Raw genomic sequence first — 18,162 nt, forward strand, 5'->3', positions numbered from 1 at the left:
GCCCCTCACATTAGCCACTTTGTGTATTATAGACACCCTTTATTGATCCAGTGTTTCGCTCCAGTCGTGGACGGCGCTGCCTTCAAGATACTTCTCGCAATCCATAGCCGCCATACAGCCCGTTCCCGCAGCCGTAATGGCTTGTCGATAACGGTTATCCTGAACGTCCCCACAGGCAAAAACACCCGGGATATTCGTTTCCGTCGTGCCTGGCTTCACTTCAATATAGCCGTGCTCATCGGTATGGATCTGTCCGTTCAGAAAGCCTGTATTCGGTGTATGCCCAATCGCCACGAACACGCCATCTGCCTCTATTAGCTCATCCTGGTTGGTCTCATTATTGTGTACTTTCAAGCCCTTTAAGCCAGTTTCTCCCGTCACAACTTCCAGAGGAGTCCGGTTTAATGCCCAATGTACTTTTTCATTCTCGCGTGCGCGGTCTTGCATAATTTTAGATGCCCGCAACTCGTCACGACGATGGACCAAGGTTACACTGGAAGCAAAACGGGTCAAGAAGCTCGCTTCCTCCATGGCTGAATCGCCACCGCCGACCACGATAATCTTTTTCCCACGGAAAAAGAAGCCGTCGCAAGTTGCGCATGTGCTAACTCCGCGACCTACATTGTCCTGCTCACCTGGAATGCCGAGGTATTTGGCGGACGCACCTGTAGCAATAATAACCGACTCCGCCTCAATGATGCCTTTACCCTCTACCTTCACTTTAAAAGGGCGCTTGCTGAAATCGACTTCCTCTACCCAACCGGAAGTAAACTCAGCGCCAAAACGTTCGGCCTGCTTGCGCATGTTATCCATCAGCTCAGGTCCGAGGATACCTTGCTCAAAACCCGGGAAATTTTCAATTTCAGTCGTTGTGGTAAGCTGCCCACCGGGCTGCATTCCTTCAATGATCAGCGGATTCATGTTGGCGCGTGCCAAATAGATAGCGGCTGTGTAGCCTGCAGGACCTGTACCAATAATTATGGATTTATACATACGTTTGTTGCCTCCTTTAAGTGATGTTTGGAGCAGGTCTCAGACCTGCTTTTTAAACGTGGAGAGCGGCTGCTTCAGCTTCTGTTTGATACCACACACGCTGTCAATTTGACGTGCGTAGCGGCTTACGGTCGATACGGAAATACCATAGCGGTCGGCTACTTCCTGATAGGTGACTGAATGATGATGCATTTTGGCTGTCAAATATTCCAGCGCAGCTGCCCATCCCTCAGTATGCTGAACCATCGGGACTTCTGGAGCAAGCCGATCCAGATACTCCTGCCAAAGTGATCTCAAATCATGCTGCATGGCCGGATCGGATGATTTGCTCATGACGGTCAGTACCTTGTCCAGCACGGCCTGCCATTGTGGATCAACTGGCGAAGCAGAGATATCACCTTCGGTTGTATGCGGATCTTTCTCAGCCTCCAACCGCTCAGGATGCTCCGTAACCGCGTGTGTATTCTGTACTTCCTGCTCTGCCAGCTCTTGCAATACTTGCAGAGCACGGCGTTTGAGTTCACTCTCCTGATCCGGGTCTTCTACGAAGGACTCCAGCGCCTGACGCACCTCATCGTCACCGATCAGGCTTAACGCCTGAATGACCTGAAGCTGAGTCGCCCGGTCTCCGTGGCGCAAGGCCCAAAAGAAAGATGACCGGATTAGCGGGTCCTTCTTCATACTGTCAGGCACCTGCTCAGCACCAAACTTCTCCCACATGCGGAATTGCTCTTCAAACGGGAGATGATAGTGATAGCTGAGCACTTGCAGCGGTGTACCTTCCTGCTGAAGCTCTTCCAATCTGGACAGGAAAAATCTTGGAACCTCCGAGGAAGCATCCTGCTTTTGCAAATGACTCCATAACCGCCGAGCTTCCGCATATCTTCCTGTATTGCTGGCAGCTACCGCTGTGTAATGGTACAAAGAAGCGTCCGCATTGTTCTCTCCATTGCCATGAAGCAACCTACGAAAATGTCTGTAGGCCTCCTCATGACGTCCGAGAATCCCCATAGTGGTCGCCAGCTTGAATACCTGCTCCTCCTGAAACGGTATAGTGACCGCCAAGGTTTGAACCAGACGATCCAATTCCGGACCGCCGCCTTCGTGCTGATAAAAAATCGCCAAGTTGCACAATGCGTGTAAATTACCTGGCTCATCCTCCAACACTTGAATAATGGTAGCCTTAGCATTTTGGAACAATCCCATGTAGTAATACGCTAGCGCCAGATTATTCCGCGCAGCGAACATGTCTGGTTGCTCCTCAGAAATTTGCTTGAGCAGTTGGGCTGCCTGAGCAAATTTCCCTTCCTCCAGCAGAACACGGGCCTGATCATGCTCAACCACTCCCTGCCGGGCCTTAATGCGGTTCAGCTTCGTCGGACGGTCCAGCTCATAATAGAGCAGCTCCATCATTTCCTCGGCTTCATCAAGAAACTGGCCTTCTTCGTCCTCCTCCAGGTACGTGACCAATGCTTTTTCCGCTTCTTCAAACTGCTCCATATTAGCGTAATTATTCGCCATATAGAAATAACATTCTGTCATCGACGAGTCTACGTCACTCAGAACAGAGGACAGGATCTCATTCGAACCTGCATAATCCCCCATCTCTGATAATATACCCGCCATATTGCAATGATTCACCGGATTATCCGGTTCATATTCAACGGCTTTGCGAAAATATTTCAATGCCTTGTCATAATGATTGCGATCAAGCGAGCGCACAGCTTTCTCAAAAAAGAAAGATGCGTCGAAACGCAAAGCAATAATCTTAGGGCTAGGTTCCGAAACTCGCAGATGTTTCCCTTTCATAAATAACCAAGGCACCTCCTTTAAAAGTAACTGGCATGTTCATACCCTTCAGTATACCACAACTTCAAAACGACTTGACAGTCGATCCTACCTCATTCCAAAAATCGGTTCCGTACTCATACCCCGATAGATACATATGCAAAAATACGCAAAATAGCCGAGCGCATTTTCCCTGTATGAAAGGTGCGTTCGGCTAGCAACTAGATATAACATTTTGACCCAATAAATAAGTATTATAGCGTTAACGGTACCCGTGAACGTTCACGATGCTGAAATACGGCAAGCTCGCGATAGCCGACTTCATATAAAAGTGATCGCGCCTTCTCCAAGTGCTCAGACAGCTTCGCTGGATCATGGGCATCCGAGCCGATGGTCAACGGGATACCTAGCGTGAAAGCTTGCTCCAGCATGCGGCGGCTCGGAAACATTTCGACACAGGGTTTGGATAGTCCTGATGCATTCAGCTCCATGGCCCGACCGCTGCGGGCTACGGCTGAGAGTGCGGAGCGCTCCAATTCACGCAGCTCCTCCTCTTCCTCTGGTTTCGGATGATAGCCGAAGCGCTTAATGACATCCAAATGACCCATGATGTCATACAACCCCGTAGCGGCCGCCTTGGAAACCGCATCATAATATGTGCGGTACACCTCTAGCACATTTTTACCTTCCCAATGGTGTACCTGACGGAAGTCGGTGACATCCCACTCACCGAGAAAGTGGACGGAACCAATCACATAATCCCATGGGTATGCATGGACGATATCTTCGATTTCGCGTTCCCAGCCCTCGATATAGTCGCCTTCCAAACCAACACGAATATCAATTTGCCCTTTATAACGCTCCTTCAGATCCAAGCATTCTTCCACGTATCGGGGCAGCTCATCCATAGGCATCGCCATTTCTGGATAATAGTTGGCTGGTTCTACATGCAGCAGCGGCATATGATCGGATAAGCCGAGCTGATCCAGCCCCAGCCGGATCCCCTGCTGCACATACTCCTCCAGACTTCCTATCGCATGCCCGCAGCGGGAATGATGCGTATGATAGTCAATTTTCATGCAGCCCTCCCCCTTTCAAATCCTACAATAGCCGTCCTAATCACGACGAGGGCGTTCATGACGGCGATTCAGCTCAGCCAGCACGTCATCGAGTGGTAGCTTGCGCTCCTGCAACAGCACCAGCAGGTGATAAATCAGGTCGCTGACCTCCAGACGCAACTCCTCATTATCTTTATTTTTGGCTGCAATGATTGTCTCAGATGCTTCTTCGCCAACCTTTTTCAGGATTTTGTCTACACCTTTATCAAAAAGATAGGTCGTGTAGGCTCCTTCAGGACGCGTCTCCTCGCGTTCCTTAATAATTGCTTCCAATTGGGCAAGCACCTCAAAGCGGCCTTCTGAAGCAATGGGAATAGCATCGGTACGAGTTACCGACACTTGAGCTCCTGCTTTTCCTGCCACAGGTGTTACAGCTGTTCCTGGCACGGAAATATCACGAGAAAAGCAACTCGTTGCGCCTGTATGACAGGCCGGACCGCTCGGAATGACACGCACCAATAGAGCATCGCCGTCACAATCCAGCTGGATGGAGGAGATCTTTTGCGTATTCCCAGAAGTTGCTCCTTTGTGCCACAGCTCCTGTCTGGAACGTGACCAGAACCAGGTCTCTCCTGACTCCAAAGACCGTTTCAGCGACTCGCGGTTCATATAGGCCAGCGTCAACACCTGAAGTGTAGCATCATCCTGCACAATCGCCGAGACAAGCCCCGCCTCGTTCCAGCGGACATTATCCAGTATCTGCTCCAGAGATAGCTGTTGGTTCAATTCGTTGCTCATCGTATCTCCACTCCTCTGCGCTTCAAATCCCGTTTCAGCTCAGGGATTCCGATTTCTTTATAGTGAAAAATCGTTGCTGCTAATCCAGCATCCGCTTTACCTGACGTAAACACGTCATAGAAATGTTCCTGTTTGCCTGCTCCGCCGGAAGCAATCACTGGAATCCCTACGGTATCCGAAACCGCGGAAGTCAGCGGCAGGTCAAAGCCATCCTTAGTTCCGTCTGCATTCATGCTGGTCAGCAGAATCTCACCGGCCCCCAGATGCTCTGCTTCCTTGGCCCAGGCCAAGGCGCGAATACCCGATGGCGTGCGGCCTCCGTGCGTGTATACTTCCCATTCGCCCCACGCCTCATTGTACTTGGCATCGATGGCAACAACGATACATTGTGAACCAAAGCTGCGCGCACCTTCCGCGATCAGCTGAGGGTTGCGGACAGCCGCCGTATTTACGCCGATTTTATCAGCACCGGCACGCAAAATGCGTTTCATATCATCGACATGAGATATCCCGCCACCTACGGTGAAAGGAATAGCAATTTCTCCGGCTGTCTGCCGAACTACTTCTTCCATCGTGGCACGACCTTCAACCGAAGCGGAAATATCCAGAAATACGATTTCGTCCGCCCCTTCCCGGTCATAAAGCGCAGCCAGCTCCACCGGGTCACCTGCATCGCGCAAGTTCACAAAATTAACGCCCTTAACCACCCTGCCATCCTTTACATCTAGACAGGGAATAATACGTTTAGCCAGCATGCCTACTCCCCCTATGCCTTTGCTACAGCTTGTACGGCAACCTGTAAATCAATGCTCCCTGTATACAATGCTTTACCCACAATTGCACCACCTACGCCTTCTTTCGCATAGGTGCTCAGTGTGATTAGATCATCCATCTTGCTGACTCCGCCGGATGCAATCACGGTTCGTCCACTGCTTTTGGCAAGCGCTGCAATAGCCTCTACATTCGGGCCCTGCATCATGCCGTCGCGAGAAATGTCTGTAAAAATAAATGTTTCAGCTCCCTTGGAGGCCAGTTCAGCAGCCAATTCATCTGCTCGAACCTCCGAGGTTTCGAGCCATCCACGCGTAGCCACATAGCCATTTCGCGCATCTAGACCGATGGCGATCCGATCACCGTAGGTACCCAATACCGCTTCCGTAAAAGCACGATCCTCAATAGCTGCCGTGCCCAAAATCACCCGGCTCACGCCCAGCGACAACAGCCGCTCCACATGCTCAAGCGTACGTAAGCCACCGCCCACTTGTACAGGTACTTGCACCGCAGAAGCAATCCGTCCAATGAGCGCATCATTCACCGGTTGACCTGCTTTGGCACCGTCCAAATCAACCAAATGAATGTAGGAGCCGCCCAAGCGCTCCCATTCTCGTGCTACTTCCACCGGATTTTCGTTGTATATTGTCTCCTGGTTATAATCACCTTGTACCAGTCGTACACATTTGCCATCGCGAATATCAATCGCCGGGTATATCGTGAACAAAGTATGACCCCCTTATGAACTAATCAGCAGCTATATACCTTCACACCCATCAACGCCCAAATTTGAGCCTACTAACACAAACGCTCAAGTAGTTATGCTCGCTTTTCCGCTTCCGCCAATTCCAAAAACTGACGAAGCAGACGCATCCGCTTTTCTCCGGATGGAACTGCATACCGTATACATGGCCTCTGCCAACAATAGCCGTTACAGGTCCACCATATTCGGTTACTGCCAGCAGGTCACTTTCAATCTCCGGCTTTGCATGATAGGAATGCACAAAATACACATGCCCTTCCTCCAAGCCCTGCAATAACGGGTGCTCTGGCTGGGTGATATGCAGACGATTCCAGCCCATATGTGGCACTTTAACGCCCAGATCAGGAGCAAACCGAACGACCTCGCCTGGTAATATATTAAGTCCTTCGTGACTGCCGTATTCTTCACCACGAGTGAATAATAGCTGCATTCCCAAACAAACACCGAGCAGCGGTTGTCCAGCACTTGCAACCTCCTGAATAACCCGATCCAATCCACTGGAACGCAGATGTTCCATCGCATCCCCGAAAGCCCCTACCCCCGGCAAAATTACACCGCTAGAGGTACGAATCACTTGAGCATCTCCTGTCACTACAGCCTCATAGCCAAGGCGCTCAACCGCCCTGCTCACACTATGCAGATTCCCTCTGCCGTAATCCACAATGGCAATGGACATGGACTACAGCACTCCCTTCGTTGAAGGCACTCCTGTCACGCGCGGATCAATGGAGGTCGCCTCATCCAAAGCACGCCCCAGCGCTTTGAACACCGCCTCAATCATATGGTGGGTATTTTGCCCGTAGTGAACAATGACGTGCAGCGTCATGCGAGCCTCCAATGCAAATTTCCATAGAAATTCATGCACCAGCTCTGTCGAGAAGCTGCCTACCTGCTGAGACGGGTACTCTGCGCGATACTCAAAATGAGGTCGATTGCTCAGATCAATAACAACCTGCGCGAGTGCCTCATCCATCGGTACAAAGACGCTGGCATAGCGCTTGATACCTTTTTTATCACCCAATGCTTCCAGCAAGGTTTGCCCCAGACAGATCCCAATGTCCTCGACGGTATGATGATCGTCAATGTCCACATCCCCTCTGGCCTGTACATTTAGATCAAATTGTCCGTGCTTGGTGAACAAATCCAGCATGTGATTCAGAAAAGGAACATCCGTTTCAATCTCGGCCTGCCCTGTCCCGTCTACTGCAAATGACAGCTGAATGTCTGTTTCGTTCGTTTTCCGGCTGACACTGCCTGTACGCTCTGCTTTGTTATTTTCGTTCCCCATCGCCATCCACCGCCTTCTTCTCATTGTCCAATCGAACTTGTATCGCCCGTGCGTGGCCTTCCAGCCCTTCATGCCGGGCAAGCTGCATAATGGTCTCTCCATTGCGCAGCAGTGCTTCCTTGCTGTAATAGATCATACTCGACTTCTTGATAAAATCATCAATATCCACTGGCGAAGAAAAGCGTGCTGTTCCATTCGTCGGAATGATGTGATTAGGTCCGGCAAAATAATCGCCTACCGGCTCTGAGCTGTACGCTCCCAGAAAAATAGCTCCCGCATTTTCAATCAGCCCCATATGCTCCATCGGCTGCTCTGTCATGATCTCCAAATGCTCTGGGGCAAGCCGGTTGACAATACGGATGCCCTCTTCCAAATTGTCAACGACAATGATGGCTCCGTATGCCTCCACCGATGCAGCAGCGATATCTCTGCGCGGCAACTCCGCCAATTGGCGCTGTAACTCGGCTGATACTTCTTCGGCCAAGCGTTGCGAAGGCGTAACCAGAATGGCTGAGGCCATTTCGTCATGTTCCGCCTGTGAAAGTAGGTCGGCCGCTACATAAGAGGGATTCGCTGTGTCGTCTGCCAATACGACAATTTCACTCGGTCCCGCAATACTGTCGATATCCACTGCACCGTATACCTCTCGCTTCGCCAGCGCTACATAAATGTTGCCGGGACCGCAAATTTTATCAACCGGTTCAATACTATGTGTCCCGTATGCAAGCGAGGCAATAGCCTGCGCTCCGCCAACCCTGTATATTTCCGTTACACCAGCCTCTGCCGCAGCTACCAGTGTATAGGGGTCGATCCCTGCTTTGCCGCCTGTCGCCGGGGGTGTCACCATGACGATCTCCGGTACTCCAGCCACTTGAGCTGGAATAACATTCATCAATACCGAGGAGGGATAGGCAGCTTTACCACCTGGAACATACACGCCTACACGTTTCAAGGGTCGGATGATTTGACCGAGCAAGCTACCATCTGATTGTAAATCTATCCATGAGTTACGCTTTTGCTTGGTATGAAAAGCGCGAATATGAGCGGCCGCTTCTCGAATCGCCTGTATAAATGAAGGCTCTACCTTATCATAGGCCAACTTTAATTCTCCATCTGTCACACGAAGCTGCTCCGCTGTCAGCGATACACCGTCAAACATTTCTGTATACCGCAGGACAGCCTCATCTCCCTCTTGGCGTACCGATTGAATAATCGTACGCACAGCCTCGTTTTGCTCAGGTGTTCCGTAATCTACCTCTCGTTGGAGATTGAAATCACGGGCTGCTACGATCTTCATTTGCTCATTCCCCCTTACCTGCTGCTTGCTTGCAGAATGCTCCTTAACCGTTGCTCCGTTCCTTTAACCCTTCGGTACTACTTCAGTTGGAATCACCTGATGCAATCGATCACACAATGCCTGAATCGGACCATTTTTCATCCGGTAACTGACCCGGTTGGCAATCAAACGACTGGTAATATCTAGTATGTTAATCTGCTCAACCAATCCGTTCTCCCGCAAGGTCTGCCCAGTCTCCACCATATCTACAATGCGATCTGCCAGACCAATTAACGGCGCCAGCTCGATGGAGCCATTCAGCTTAATGACCTCCACCTGCTGACCTTGCTCCCGAAAATACTGGGAAGCCACATTTGGATATTTGGTTGCGACCCGCTGACGAATACCTGGTTGCCAATCGGGTAAAGCAATCACCGACATCCGGCAACGGGCAATCCCCAGATCCAGCAGCTCATATACATCCTTGTTTTCTTCCAGCAACACATCCTTACCTACAATGCCGATGTCAGCTGCACCGTACTCCACATACGTAGGAACATCGACGGGCTTCGCCATAATAAATTCCATCCCCAGCTCAGGCAGTGGAATGACCAGCTTGCGCGTTTCGTCCACATCCAGTGGAATGGGGACTCCTGCCCGGCGAAACAACTCAGAAGCCTGCTTGTAAATCCGTCCCTTCGGCATGGCTACCTTTAATGTTTCCGTCATGACAATTCCCCCCTTTGTACGGGCTGTCTTCCTTCAGCTGTATAGCTGTATACCTCTGCGTACAGATCCTGCTGCTCACGACGTCGATCCTCCAGTCCCCCCGTGAGTCCTGTCACCACAGTAAAACCCTCTGCACGTAGCTGTGCTGCGGCGGATAGCGCCTCTTGTCGTTCCTGCTCGTCATAACGAATAAATACCGGACGCTTCGTCTCTATTGAGATACCATCCACACCATCGACGATTCGGTTCGTCTTCAATGCGAATCCCGTTGCCGGTACCGATCGCCCAAACTGCTGAAGCAGATTGTCATAACGACCTCCGTTGCATACCGGAAACCCGATTACTGCTGCATAGCCCTCAAAAGTCATTCCTGTATAATATGAAAAGTCACCGATCATGGTAAGGTCAATTAACACATGCTCAGATACGCCGTATGCCTCCAGCACTTCCCACACCTCGCATAAATGTGCAATGGATTGAATCGTCTGTTGCTCCACACTAAGGCGGGTAGCCTGCTCGCAAATTTCCTTCCCACCACGTAGCCGAAGAATAGCCTCCAGCTTATCCCGATGCGCGGGGGCCAAACCTAAAGCTTCAATCGCCGTTCGGTAGCCCACTACATCACGACTGAGCAACAGTTCTTTTAGTGCTTGCTGTTCAGCCTGTCGACCTGGAATAATTTCTTCAAACAACCCGTTCAGGAATCCCACATGTCCCATGGCGATTTTAAAAGAGGTAACACCCGCTGCCTGCAATGATGCAATGGCCAATGCTACAACTTCTGCATCAGCCTCAGGTGAGTCATCCCCTACCAGTTCCACGCCTGTTTGAAAAAACTCTGCCTCTCTTCCTGCCTCTTCCTCAATCGCTCGAAATACATTGGCGTGATAGGAAAGGCGAAGCGGTACTTCCTCTTCCTTTAGCAACGAAGATACCACCCGTGCAATTGGAGCAGTCATATCAGAACGAAGTACCAACGTAGTCCCTCGGTTGTTGAGCAATTTAAACAGCTTCCGATCAGAAGTAGAGCTAGCTACTCCTACCGTATCGTAGTATTCCATCGTAGGCGTCATAATCTGACGGTAACCCCAACGTTCCATACAAGCGAGTACATTCAGTTCAATGGCCCGCAGCTTCGACACTGCACGTGGAAGGTAATCCCGAACCCCTATAGGAATCTCGAATCCTTTTGGCTTAGACATCTCTATCACCTCATGATTTCAATATCTTTATCATGGTAAAGTGCTAACAAACTAAAGTATATTCGATATATTATCATGCCCTACTTATGAACGTCAACCAAACGAAGCAGCCCATTTTTACAGCTCAGACAAGTCGCTGTCCTTCTCTATATTTTATCCAATGCAAAATGCATGAATCCTAAAAAAAGACTGTCAGCCTTAAGCCAACAGTCCAAGTCAAAATATTTAGCAATTTGCCTGTTCATCTTTACTCTGGGATGGAAACTTCGGAACTGTGCCCAAACCGATCCATGAAAATGGTACATATCGAAAAAACAACGTCACAATCAGCCATGATCCAAACAGCGCCAACACCCATCCGCCAGCAACAGAGAAGACATATTCTATCGGTGTACCATGCAAATCCAGTTTGCGATACACTCGTAATAACGCCGGATGAAGTAAATATATACCGAAAGAACATGCTCCCAGCCAACTGATGAACATTCGCAGTCTATCACTAGTATGACGATATAATAAAACTGATAACTGAAACAGCACCAATGCAGATACGAGAGCATATGCATTATGTAGCAGTTCATAGACCAGCGAGTCCGCATAAATGGCTTTGCGGTAGGCTATAAACCATATTTGTACATAAACGATCCCGAGTAATAACCAAGCCGCCCACAAGGCCCACCAGCTGATCAACTGGCCGCGACCCATTACCGTACCTGGGACTGGAAAAAGCCACTTTTTAAACCCTTCATATCCAATCGCTACAGCGGCACCCAAGGCAAAGTAACTGATATACGTAATCGCAAGGCTTCCTCTCTCCTCTTGCCAAACATATTTGTTCAGCAGTACAAACCCCCATTGAATGAGCAACCCTACTGCCAAAATGACAAAAGCTGCTCTCCGTGGATTCGATATCCAATGACGTAAACGCTGCACTCCCCACAACAGTAGCGGAAAGACCAAATAAAATTGGATGATAATAATAACATAATACAAATGCGTATACGCCTTTCCCGTTAGCAGCACGAGCGGAAGATCACTAAGCGGCATCAACCCACGTGTCACCAAGGTCAAATAGTACATAAGAGAAAATAAAACGTAGGGTAACACAATAAACATCAGTCTTTTTCGAAAAAACAAAAGCATACTCTTTCCACGAAGTGGCCGATCGACATAATTGTAAAATAAAACAAAACCGCTCACAAAAATAAATACAGGCACTGCAAAGCTGCTAAACATATTTAAAAATAAAAAGGGGTAAAACAATAGAGAATGACGCGCATCAATCAATGCCATTGAAGTTGCATGAATAGTAATGACGGCCGCAATTAATATTCCTCGGTAAATATCAAGCTCTGGTATACGTTCTTTTTTGACCAAATCAACACGCTCCCATATCGCCTTGCAAAAATATTTATTATCAATTTTTAAACATAACCAATATGCATTACCCCACTTATTATACAGAAAAACAGCACAAGAAAGACCCCTTAACACATAAGGGGCCTTTCTTATCGTGCTATTTACTTTTCATCCACACCAGAGCGTCTTAAATCACGCAACGGATTACCGCCTACAAATGCACCTGCCGGTACATCTTTATGCACAACCGCTCCGGCCGCTACAACAGCTCCGTCACCGATGGTAACACCCGGCAATATGGTTGTATTCGCGCCGATCAGCACACGATCCCCGATCACCACTTTACCGATGCGATACTCCTGTATAAGGTATTCATGAGCCAGTATGGTCGTGTTATATCCAATGACCGAATTGTTCCCGATCGTAATATGCTCTGGGAAAAAAACATCCACCATCACCATCAGGCCAAAAGCAGCATGTTCCCCCACCTTCATCCCCAGTATTCTGCGGTAAATAGCATTTTTCAGAGAAAGCACAGGACAATACCGGGCAATCTGTATAAAAATGAAGTTCTTAATGCCTTTCCAAGGGCTCACCGTCCGATAAATTTGCCACAACGCATTGGGACCTTCTACAGGATAGCGGTTCACCTTTCTCACGATACATTGACACCTTGAAGCTCCAGCTTCAGCAGATCCCTCATATCATATAGCATGTAGTCTGGTCCATATCCGCGCAAAGTTTCCTCACCCTTGAGCGACCAGGCCACCCCAGCAGATTTCACACCTGCCGCCTGAGCTGACAAAATATCAAAGGAACTGTCACCAACCATCAACGTATGTTCCGCTTTAGCATTTAAACCTGCCAAAGCCTTGAGCACTGGCTCCGCGTGAGGCTTCGGATGTTCCACATCGTCAACCGTCACAATGTAATCCATAGACGAAGTCAGATCAAACAGGTTAAGTACACGCATCGTGGATGGTCGTATCTTGGTTGTCACAACCCCTAGCTTAATTCCTCGTGCGCGCAGCTCCTGAATAACCTCAATAACATGTGGAAATGGCTTCACCATTTGATCATGATGAATTTGATTATAAGCACGGTAGTCTTTAATTAGCCCAGATACATCCGTTAATCCCGTAAAAGTACGGAGTTGATCGTCCAGTGTTCCCCCCATATGAGGAATAATATGCTCCCGCGTTAGCGGATCAGCATCTGGATGGTTCAAAATGTGTAAAAATGTGCTGATAATCAACTCATTCGTATCCATAATGGTACCGTCTAAATCAAACAAAATCGTATTTATCATAGATGCTCCTTCTTGTCCTCATCCGTGTCTTCCTTAGATAGCTTATCCACCGTGGCAGTTGGAGAAACCGCATCCTGTCCAGGACGGGACACCTGTTCTGGCGTCACATCAGGTACCTGATCAATCCCTGTCTTGCTGGAGACAATCGGGTCGCTATATCTCGCAACGGCTGAGCCCTTCCGACGACGAACCAAGATGAAAATCACAGCAGCTACAATGATGAAAATAGCAAGCAACTGTGAGATCCGTACGTTACCGTAATTCGGATCCAAGTACCCCGGTTCAAACCCTAGCCATACCATAGGGGACCACAGAGCATTCACAAAGGAAGCCAGCCAGTCCGGTCCCTGAAAGGCCAAGCTGTCCGTCCGCACCCGCTCGATGAAAAAGCGACCAATAGAGTACCAAATGAAGTAAAATGCAAACATTTCACCCGCACGTACAAATTTCATCCGGCGAATCACAAGCAGCAAAATCACGCCTACAATACTCCACAGCGATTCGTACAGGAACGTAGGGTGATGAAACACCCCGTTAACGTTCATCTGATTCACAATGAAGTCCGGTAGATGTAGCTGATCGCGCAAAAAAGTCTCTTTCGTTGGTCCACCGTAAGCCTCTTGATTGACAAAATTACCCCAGCGTCCAATCGCTTGACCGATTAATAGACCCGGCGCACAAATATCAGCGATACGCCAGAAGTTATACCCTTTATAGCGGAAATAAATAACCGCACATATAATGGCACCAATCAAGGCACCATATATCGCGATACCGCCGTTCCAAATTTTAAAGACATCCCATAGATTATCTCGGTAGTCTTCCCATTTGAAGGCTACATAATAAATACGCGCTCCAATAATGGCCGATGGAACACCCAGAAGCAGCATATCCATAAAGAATTCCTGCGGAATACCGAATCTTTTTCCCTCACGGATGGCGAGATATAAACCCACAAGTGCCGCCAGCCCCAAAATAAGCCCATACCAATGGACCTTGATTGCCCCGATTGAAAAAGCAATCGGATTCAGCAGTAATGTTGCCGTTGACATATGTTTCTCTCACTCCTTGTTATTCCTTGCAACCGAACGAACCTTAATCCATCTCTTCCATATCTTCAGAAATCGTCGCAGTCAGCTTGTTTGTAAATTGCAGAGCTGCATTAACGCCCATTTGTTTCAACCGATAGTTCATGGCCGCTACCTCGATAATAACAGCCAGATTTCGGCCCGGACGTACTGGAATCGTAACGAGTGGAACATCTGTATCAATAATGCGTGTGGTTTCTTCATCGAGACCGAGACGGTCATACTGCTTGTCCTGTTGCCATGCCTCCAGACGGACAACCAATGTAATCCGCTTATTATTACGAACTGCACCAGCACCAAACAGTGTCATCACATTAATAATGCCCACGCCACGAATTTCAAGCAGGTGACGAATTAGTTCAGGTGCTGTTCCATGCAACTGAAAGTCGGACGTTTGCCGGATTTCTACCGCATCATCTGCTACCAAGCGATGCCCACGTTTAACAAGTTCCAGTGCTGTTTCACTCTTACCAATTCCACTACTGCCAGTGATAAGCATTCCCACGCCATACACGTCACACAGTACACCATGAATAGTCGCCGTAGGTGCCAGCTTTCTTTCCAGAAAACCTGTGATCCGGCTTGATAAAATCGTCGTCGCCATATTGGTTCGCAGTACAGGAATATCTCGCTCTGCGCTTGCCTCCACTAACTCGGCCGGTACCTCCAGGCCACGTGTGATGATAATACATGGAGTCAGCTCTGTACACAAACGCTCCATCCGATCCCGTCGCTCCTCAGGAGGCAGCATACCCAAAAAAGCTAGCTCAGACCTTCCCAAAAGCTGTACCCGCTCCTGTGTATGATATTCAAAATACCCGGCCATCTCCAGGCCTGGGCGATTCAAATCGTCCACGGTGATCAGTCTGCGCAGACCTTTTTCACCGGAAATAACCTCCATTTGAAACTGCTGTACAAGCTCGGATACCTTTACCTGTTTAGCCATTGTATTCTCTCCTTCATCTGCAAAAACCGGATTCTATACGCCATTTGATTTATGTAGCATTATTCTATTAACCATACAAACCCATGCAGTCTATCCTGAATGAGTCCACACTTCACTTGATTTAACAATAGGATTCCAGGCTATCCCTATCCCGACAGTTGAACCCCCAAGCCCCAATCTAGGACTTATGCCAACGAACCTTGTCTGAGTCTAGACCTGCACCATTGTACACCCATCGTATCGGAATTTTCCATTGAATGCAATGCCAAAGCTAGTAGCGGATATCATATACAAAAGAGTCGCAGTTCTCCGCTTGGGGAAAACTGCGACTCTCTTCCAGAGGCTGATCTTATTCGCCAACCAGAATGCTCAATTCCGATTCCTTATCAAAAATATGAACTTTGTTCATATCAACAGCCAACTTCGCTTTGACACCATCACGAGTATTAGAACGTCCGTCTACACGGGCAATAATCGTGTCGTTTCCGGCACCGCTCAGGTACAACAGCATTTCATGACCGAGGTTTTCCGTTACATCCACAGTGGATGTAAAGATCGTGTTCGGAGAAGCCTCTAAGAATACAGGCTCTTCATGAATATCCTCAGGACGAATGCCCAAGATCACTTCTTTGCCAATGTAGCCTTTCGCTTTCAAAATCTGTCCCTTACCTTCAGGTACAAACAGATCCAGACCTGGTGCTGCGAAATGCAACGCACCTTCTTTTTCAACCAGCTTACCCGAGATAAAGTTCATCGTAGGAGAGCCGATAAAACCAGCTACGAACAGGTTCACTGGACGGTTGTACAGTTCATCCGGGGAAGCAGCTTGTTGAATGATACCATCCTTCATAACTACAATCCGATCACCCATCGTCATGGCTTCAACCTGATCATGTGTTACATAGATAACGGTCGTTTCCAAACGCTTAGCTAACTTCGTGATTTCCGCACGCATCTGACCACGCAGCTTAGCATCCAAGTTGGACAGTGGCTCATCCATCAAGAAGACTTGTGGATCACGTACAATCGCACGACCCAAGGCAACACGCTGACGCTGACCGCCTGATAACGCTTTCGGCTTGCGATCCAGCAGATGCTCAATATCAAGGATTTTAGCCGCTTCACGTACACGTTTATCAATTTCTTCCTTTTTAACCTTGCGGAGCTTCAGACCAAAGGCCATATTTTGGTATACGTTCATATGCGGATACAAGGCATAGGATTGGAATACCATCGCGATATCGCGGTCTTTTGGAGCCACATCGTTCACAACACGATCACCAATGTACAATTTACCGTCTGAAATTTCCTCCAAACCAGCAATCATACGAAGTGTAGTAGACTTCCCACAACCGGAAGGACCAACCAATACGAGAAATTCTTTATCTTGAATGTCCAAATTGACATCAACAACCGTAGCTTTTTCTGCACCTGGATATTTCTTAAAAATATGCTCTAAACGTACGCCAGCCATAGCTTTTGCCTCCCCAAGGTCAAGTTTTGAAATCGAATACATTTTCTACTTGTATCTTACCCTAGTACCCAAAGTATGACTATTCGCAAACTGCACAAAAATGCTATTTCCTTTTTGTCACTTTGTACAATAGCAGATATAGTTTGACCAAAACCGCATCATTAAACGTCCTCACGTCCAATCCGGTCTCCTGTTTAATCTTGTCCAAACGGTAAATCAACGTATTTCGGTGAACATACAGACGCTTGGCTGTCTCACTCACATTACAATCCAGTTGAAAAAAGATATCTAATGTAGCCATCGTTTCTGAGTCTTCCAGTATGACAGATGACTTCATTACTTGCTCCAAAAATAGCACACGTTGTTCCTTGGGAATGCGATTTAACAGTCTCTCCAAATGAAGCTCCCATGAAAGGTGGATGTGCTCTGTTACATGAAAAAGCTTGCCAAGATGGATCGTCTCCCATAATAAATTCAGCTCGTGGGGAAGACTTTGCAAAGGGATCGAGGGCTTGGAAATCGCCAAATGGAATACACCGACCCATTCATTCGCGATAAGTTCATATAACCCCAAGCTAAAAGCCGTAAGTACCTCCTCCAGCGGTTCCGCAAAATCTGCCTCTCTGGTCTCAGTATCTTTATCCCGTTCATCGTCGGCTCCTAATAAAAGCTCCTTTTTAGCGAGAATCAGCCAAGATTGTTCGTCTAATGGAGTAAGCAGCACATCCCCTCCAAAATAGCTCGCTAACAATCGATGAAGCTGCGTATAGGTAATAGCTCCATCCTGTGTTCCCTCACCATTTAGCAAAAAAGGCACCATACACGCTGATAGCGGATCACGAAGTTCTAATTCAGCAGGAACCTCTTCTTTACTGTTTAGGTTGGCTGCCTCCTGTATGAGCCATTGTCCAAAACGACTCATCCGCTCTTCCTCGCTATAAGCCCGGTTGACCGACAAGCTTGGACCATTGTGCCAAACTTGTTCCATGTTCCCCAGTAGCGCTTCTATCAACTTCCGTTCTCGATCCGACAAGTATCTGGCCTCTACTGCAAAAGCAGCCAGTTCACCTGCCGATGCACGAAACGGAAAATATAATTTATTTTCACTAACAAATGATCTATCCGGTATGACTGAATCGGTTGTTTCTCCTTCTGCCATCATTTCTGGGCACCAAGGCACTATGGTAAAAGGCGCTTGAATTATATTCTGAAGCTGTTGCTGAATCCACTCTGTATCCAAAGTCACGCGATCACCACTTCACTTTTTTTAGAATATAGATAAACACTAAGCGAACATAATGAACTTATTATAACCTGTCG

Annotated in this window: 18 protein-coding genes; all 18 read right to left on the reverse strand. The window is 48.2% G+C overall.

Features of this window, described 5'->3' with window-relative positions:
• Positions 1-39: 39 nt before the first annotated feature.
• On the reverse strand, positions 40-993 hold the full coding sequence (gene trxB, locus ACXHJ2_RS23010; protein WP_013368806.1) for a thioredoxin-disulfide reductase: 954 nt from the start codon (positions 991-993) through the stop codon (positions 40-42).
• Positions 994-1,032: 39 nt separating this feature from the next.
• Complete coding sequence (locus ACXHJ2_RS23015) at positions 1,033-2,802, reverse strand: tetratricopeptide repeat protein (protein WP_165084364.1); 1,770 nt, start codon at positions 2,800-2,802, stop codon at positions 1,033-1,035.
• Between the two features lie 233 nt (positions 2,803-3,035).
• Positions 3,036-3,860: a histidinol-phosphatase HisJ gene (gene hisJ / locus ACXHJ2_RS23020; RefSeq protein ID WP_165084362.1), complete on the reverse strand. Its 825-nt coding sequence runs from the start codon at positions 3,858-3,860 to the stop codon at positions 3,036-3,038.
• A gap of 36 nt (positions 3,861-3,896) precedes the next feature.
• Complete coding sequence (hisIE, locus tag ACXHJ2_RS23025; RefSeq protein WP_013368803.1) at positions 3,897-4,637, reverse strand: bifunctional phosphoribosyl-AMP cyclohydrolase/phosphoribosyl-ATP diphosphatase HisIE; 741 nt, start codon at positions 4,635-4,637, stop codon at positions 3,897-3,899.
• A complete protein-coding gene (gene hisF / locus ACXHJ2_RS23030) occupies positions 4,634-5,392 on the reverse strand; it encodes an imidazole glycerol phosphate synthase subunit HisF (protein ID WP_165084360.1) in 759 nt (252 codons plus the stop codon). Before hisF ends, hisIE begins: the two co-directional genes overlap by 4 nt.
• Positions 5,393-5,403: 11 nt before the next feature.
• A complete protein-coding gene (gene hisA / locus ACXHJ2_RS23035) occupies positions 5,404-6,135 on the reverse strand; it encodes a 1-(5-phosphoribosyl)-5-[(5-phosphoribosylamino)methylideneamino]imidazole-4-carboxamide isomerase (RefSeq protein WP_013368801.1) in 732 nt (243 codons plus the stop codon).
• A 49-nt stretch (positions 6,136-6,184) separates the two neighbouring features.
• The gene (gene hisH / locus ACXHJ2_RS23040; RefSeq protein WP_457874375.1) at positions 6,185-6,847 is read right to left on the reverse strand and encodes an imidazole glycerol phosphate synthase subunit HisH; all 663 of its coding nucleotides are present in this window, start codon (positions 6,845-6,847) and stop codon (positions 6,185-6,187) included.
• A 3-nt stretch (positions 6,848-6,850) separates the two neighbouring features.
• Complete coding sequence (gene hisB / locus ACXHJ2_RS23045; RefSeq protein ID WP_013368799.1) at positions 6,851-7,459, reverse strand: imidazoleglycerol-phosphate dehydratase HisB; 609 nt, start codon at positions 7,457-7,459, stop codon at positions 6,851-6,853.
• A complete protein-coding gene (gene hisD, locus ACXHJ2_RS23050; protein WP_165084356.1) occupies positions 7,443-8,756 on the reverse strand; it encodes a histidinol dehydrogenase in 1,314 nt (437 codons plus the stop codon). Before hisD ends, hisB begins: the two co-directional genes overlap by 17 nt.
• A 63-nt stretch (positions 8,757-8,819) precedes the next feature.
• Positions 8,820-9,464, reverse strand: coding sequence for an ATP phosphoribosyltransferase (hisG, locus tag ACXHJ2_RS23055; RefSeq protein ID WP_165084354.1), 645 nt, complete (start codon positions 9,462-9,464; stop codon positions 8,820-8,822).
• Positions 9,461-10,666, reverse strand: a complete 1,206-nt coding sequence (locus tag ACXHJ2_RS23060; protein ID WP_165084352.1) for an ATP phosphoribosyltransferase regulatory subunit — start codon at positions 10,664-10,666, stop codon at positions 9,461-9,463. The genes hisG and ACXHJ2_RS23060 overlap by 4 nt, the downstream gene beginning before the upstream one ends.
• A gap of 225 nt (positions 10,667-10,891) precedes the next feature.
• Positions 10,892-12,043, reverse strand: coding sequence for an acyltransferase (locus ACXHJ2_RS23065; protein WP_165084350.1), 1,152 nt, complete (start codon positions 12,041-12,043; stop codon positions 10,892-10,894).
• Positions 12,044-12,186: 143 nt separating this feature from the next.
• A complete protein-coding gene (locus ACXHJ2_RS23070; protein ID WP_165084348.1) occupies positions 12,187-12,684 on the reverse strand; it encodes an acyltransferase in 498 nt (165 codons plus the stop codon).
• Positions 12,681-13,334, reverse strand: a complete 654-nt coding sequence (ppaX, locus tag ACXHJ2_RS23075; protein ID WP_165084346.1) for a pyrophosphatase PpaX — start codon at positions 13,332-13,334, stop codon at positions 12,681-12,683. Before ppaX ends, ACXHJ2_RS23070 begins: the two co-directional genes overlap by 4 nt.
• Positions 13,331-14,386, reverse strand: coding sequence for a prolipoprotein diacylglyceryl transferase (gene lgt / locus ACXHJ2_RS23080; protein ID WP_165084344.1), 1,056 nt, complete (start codon positions 14,384-14,386; stop codon positions 13,331-13,333). The genes ppaX and lgt overlap by 4 nt, the downstream gene beginning before the upstream one ends.
• Before the next feature lie 43 nt (positions 14,387-14,429).
• Positions 14,430-15,368, reverse strand: a complete 939-nt coding sequence (gene hprK / locus ACXHJ2_RS23085; protein WP_013308232.1) for an HPr(Ser) kinase/phosphatase — start codon at positions 15,366-15,368, stop codon at positions 14,430-14,432.
• A 349-nt stretch (positions 15,369-15,717) separates the two neighbouring features.
• Positions 15,718-16,842 (reverse strand): ABC transporter ATP-binding protein, encoded by a 1,125-nt coding sequence (locus tag ACXHJ2_RS23090; protein ID WP_013368790.1) that lies wholly within the window; start codon positions 16,840-16,842, stop codon positions 15,718-15,720.
• 103 nt (positions 16,843-16,945) lie between these two features.
• Positions 16,946-18,088: a PucR family transcriptional regulator gene (locus ACXHJ2_RS23095; protein ID WP_090737430.1), complete on the reverse strand. Its 1,143-nt coding sequence runs from the start codon at positions 18,086-18,088 to the stop codon at positions 16,946-16,948.
• Positions 18,089-18,162: the final 74 nt, after the last annotated feature.

This window comes from Paenibacillus sp. ALE3, assembly GCF_054113405.1.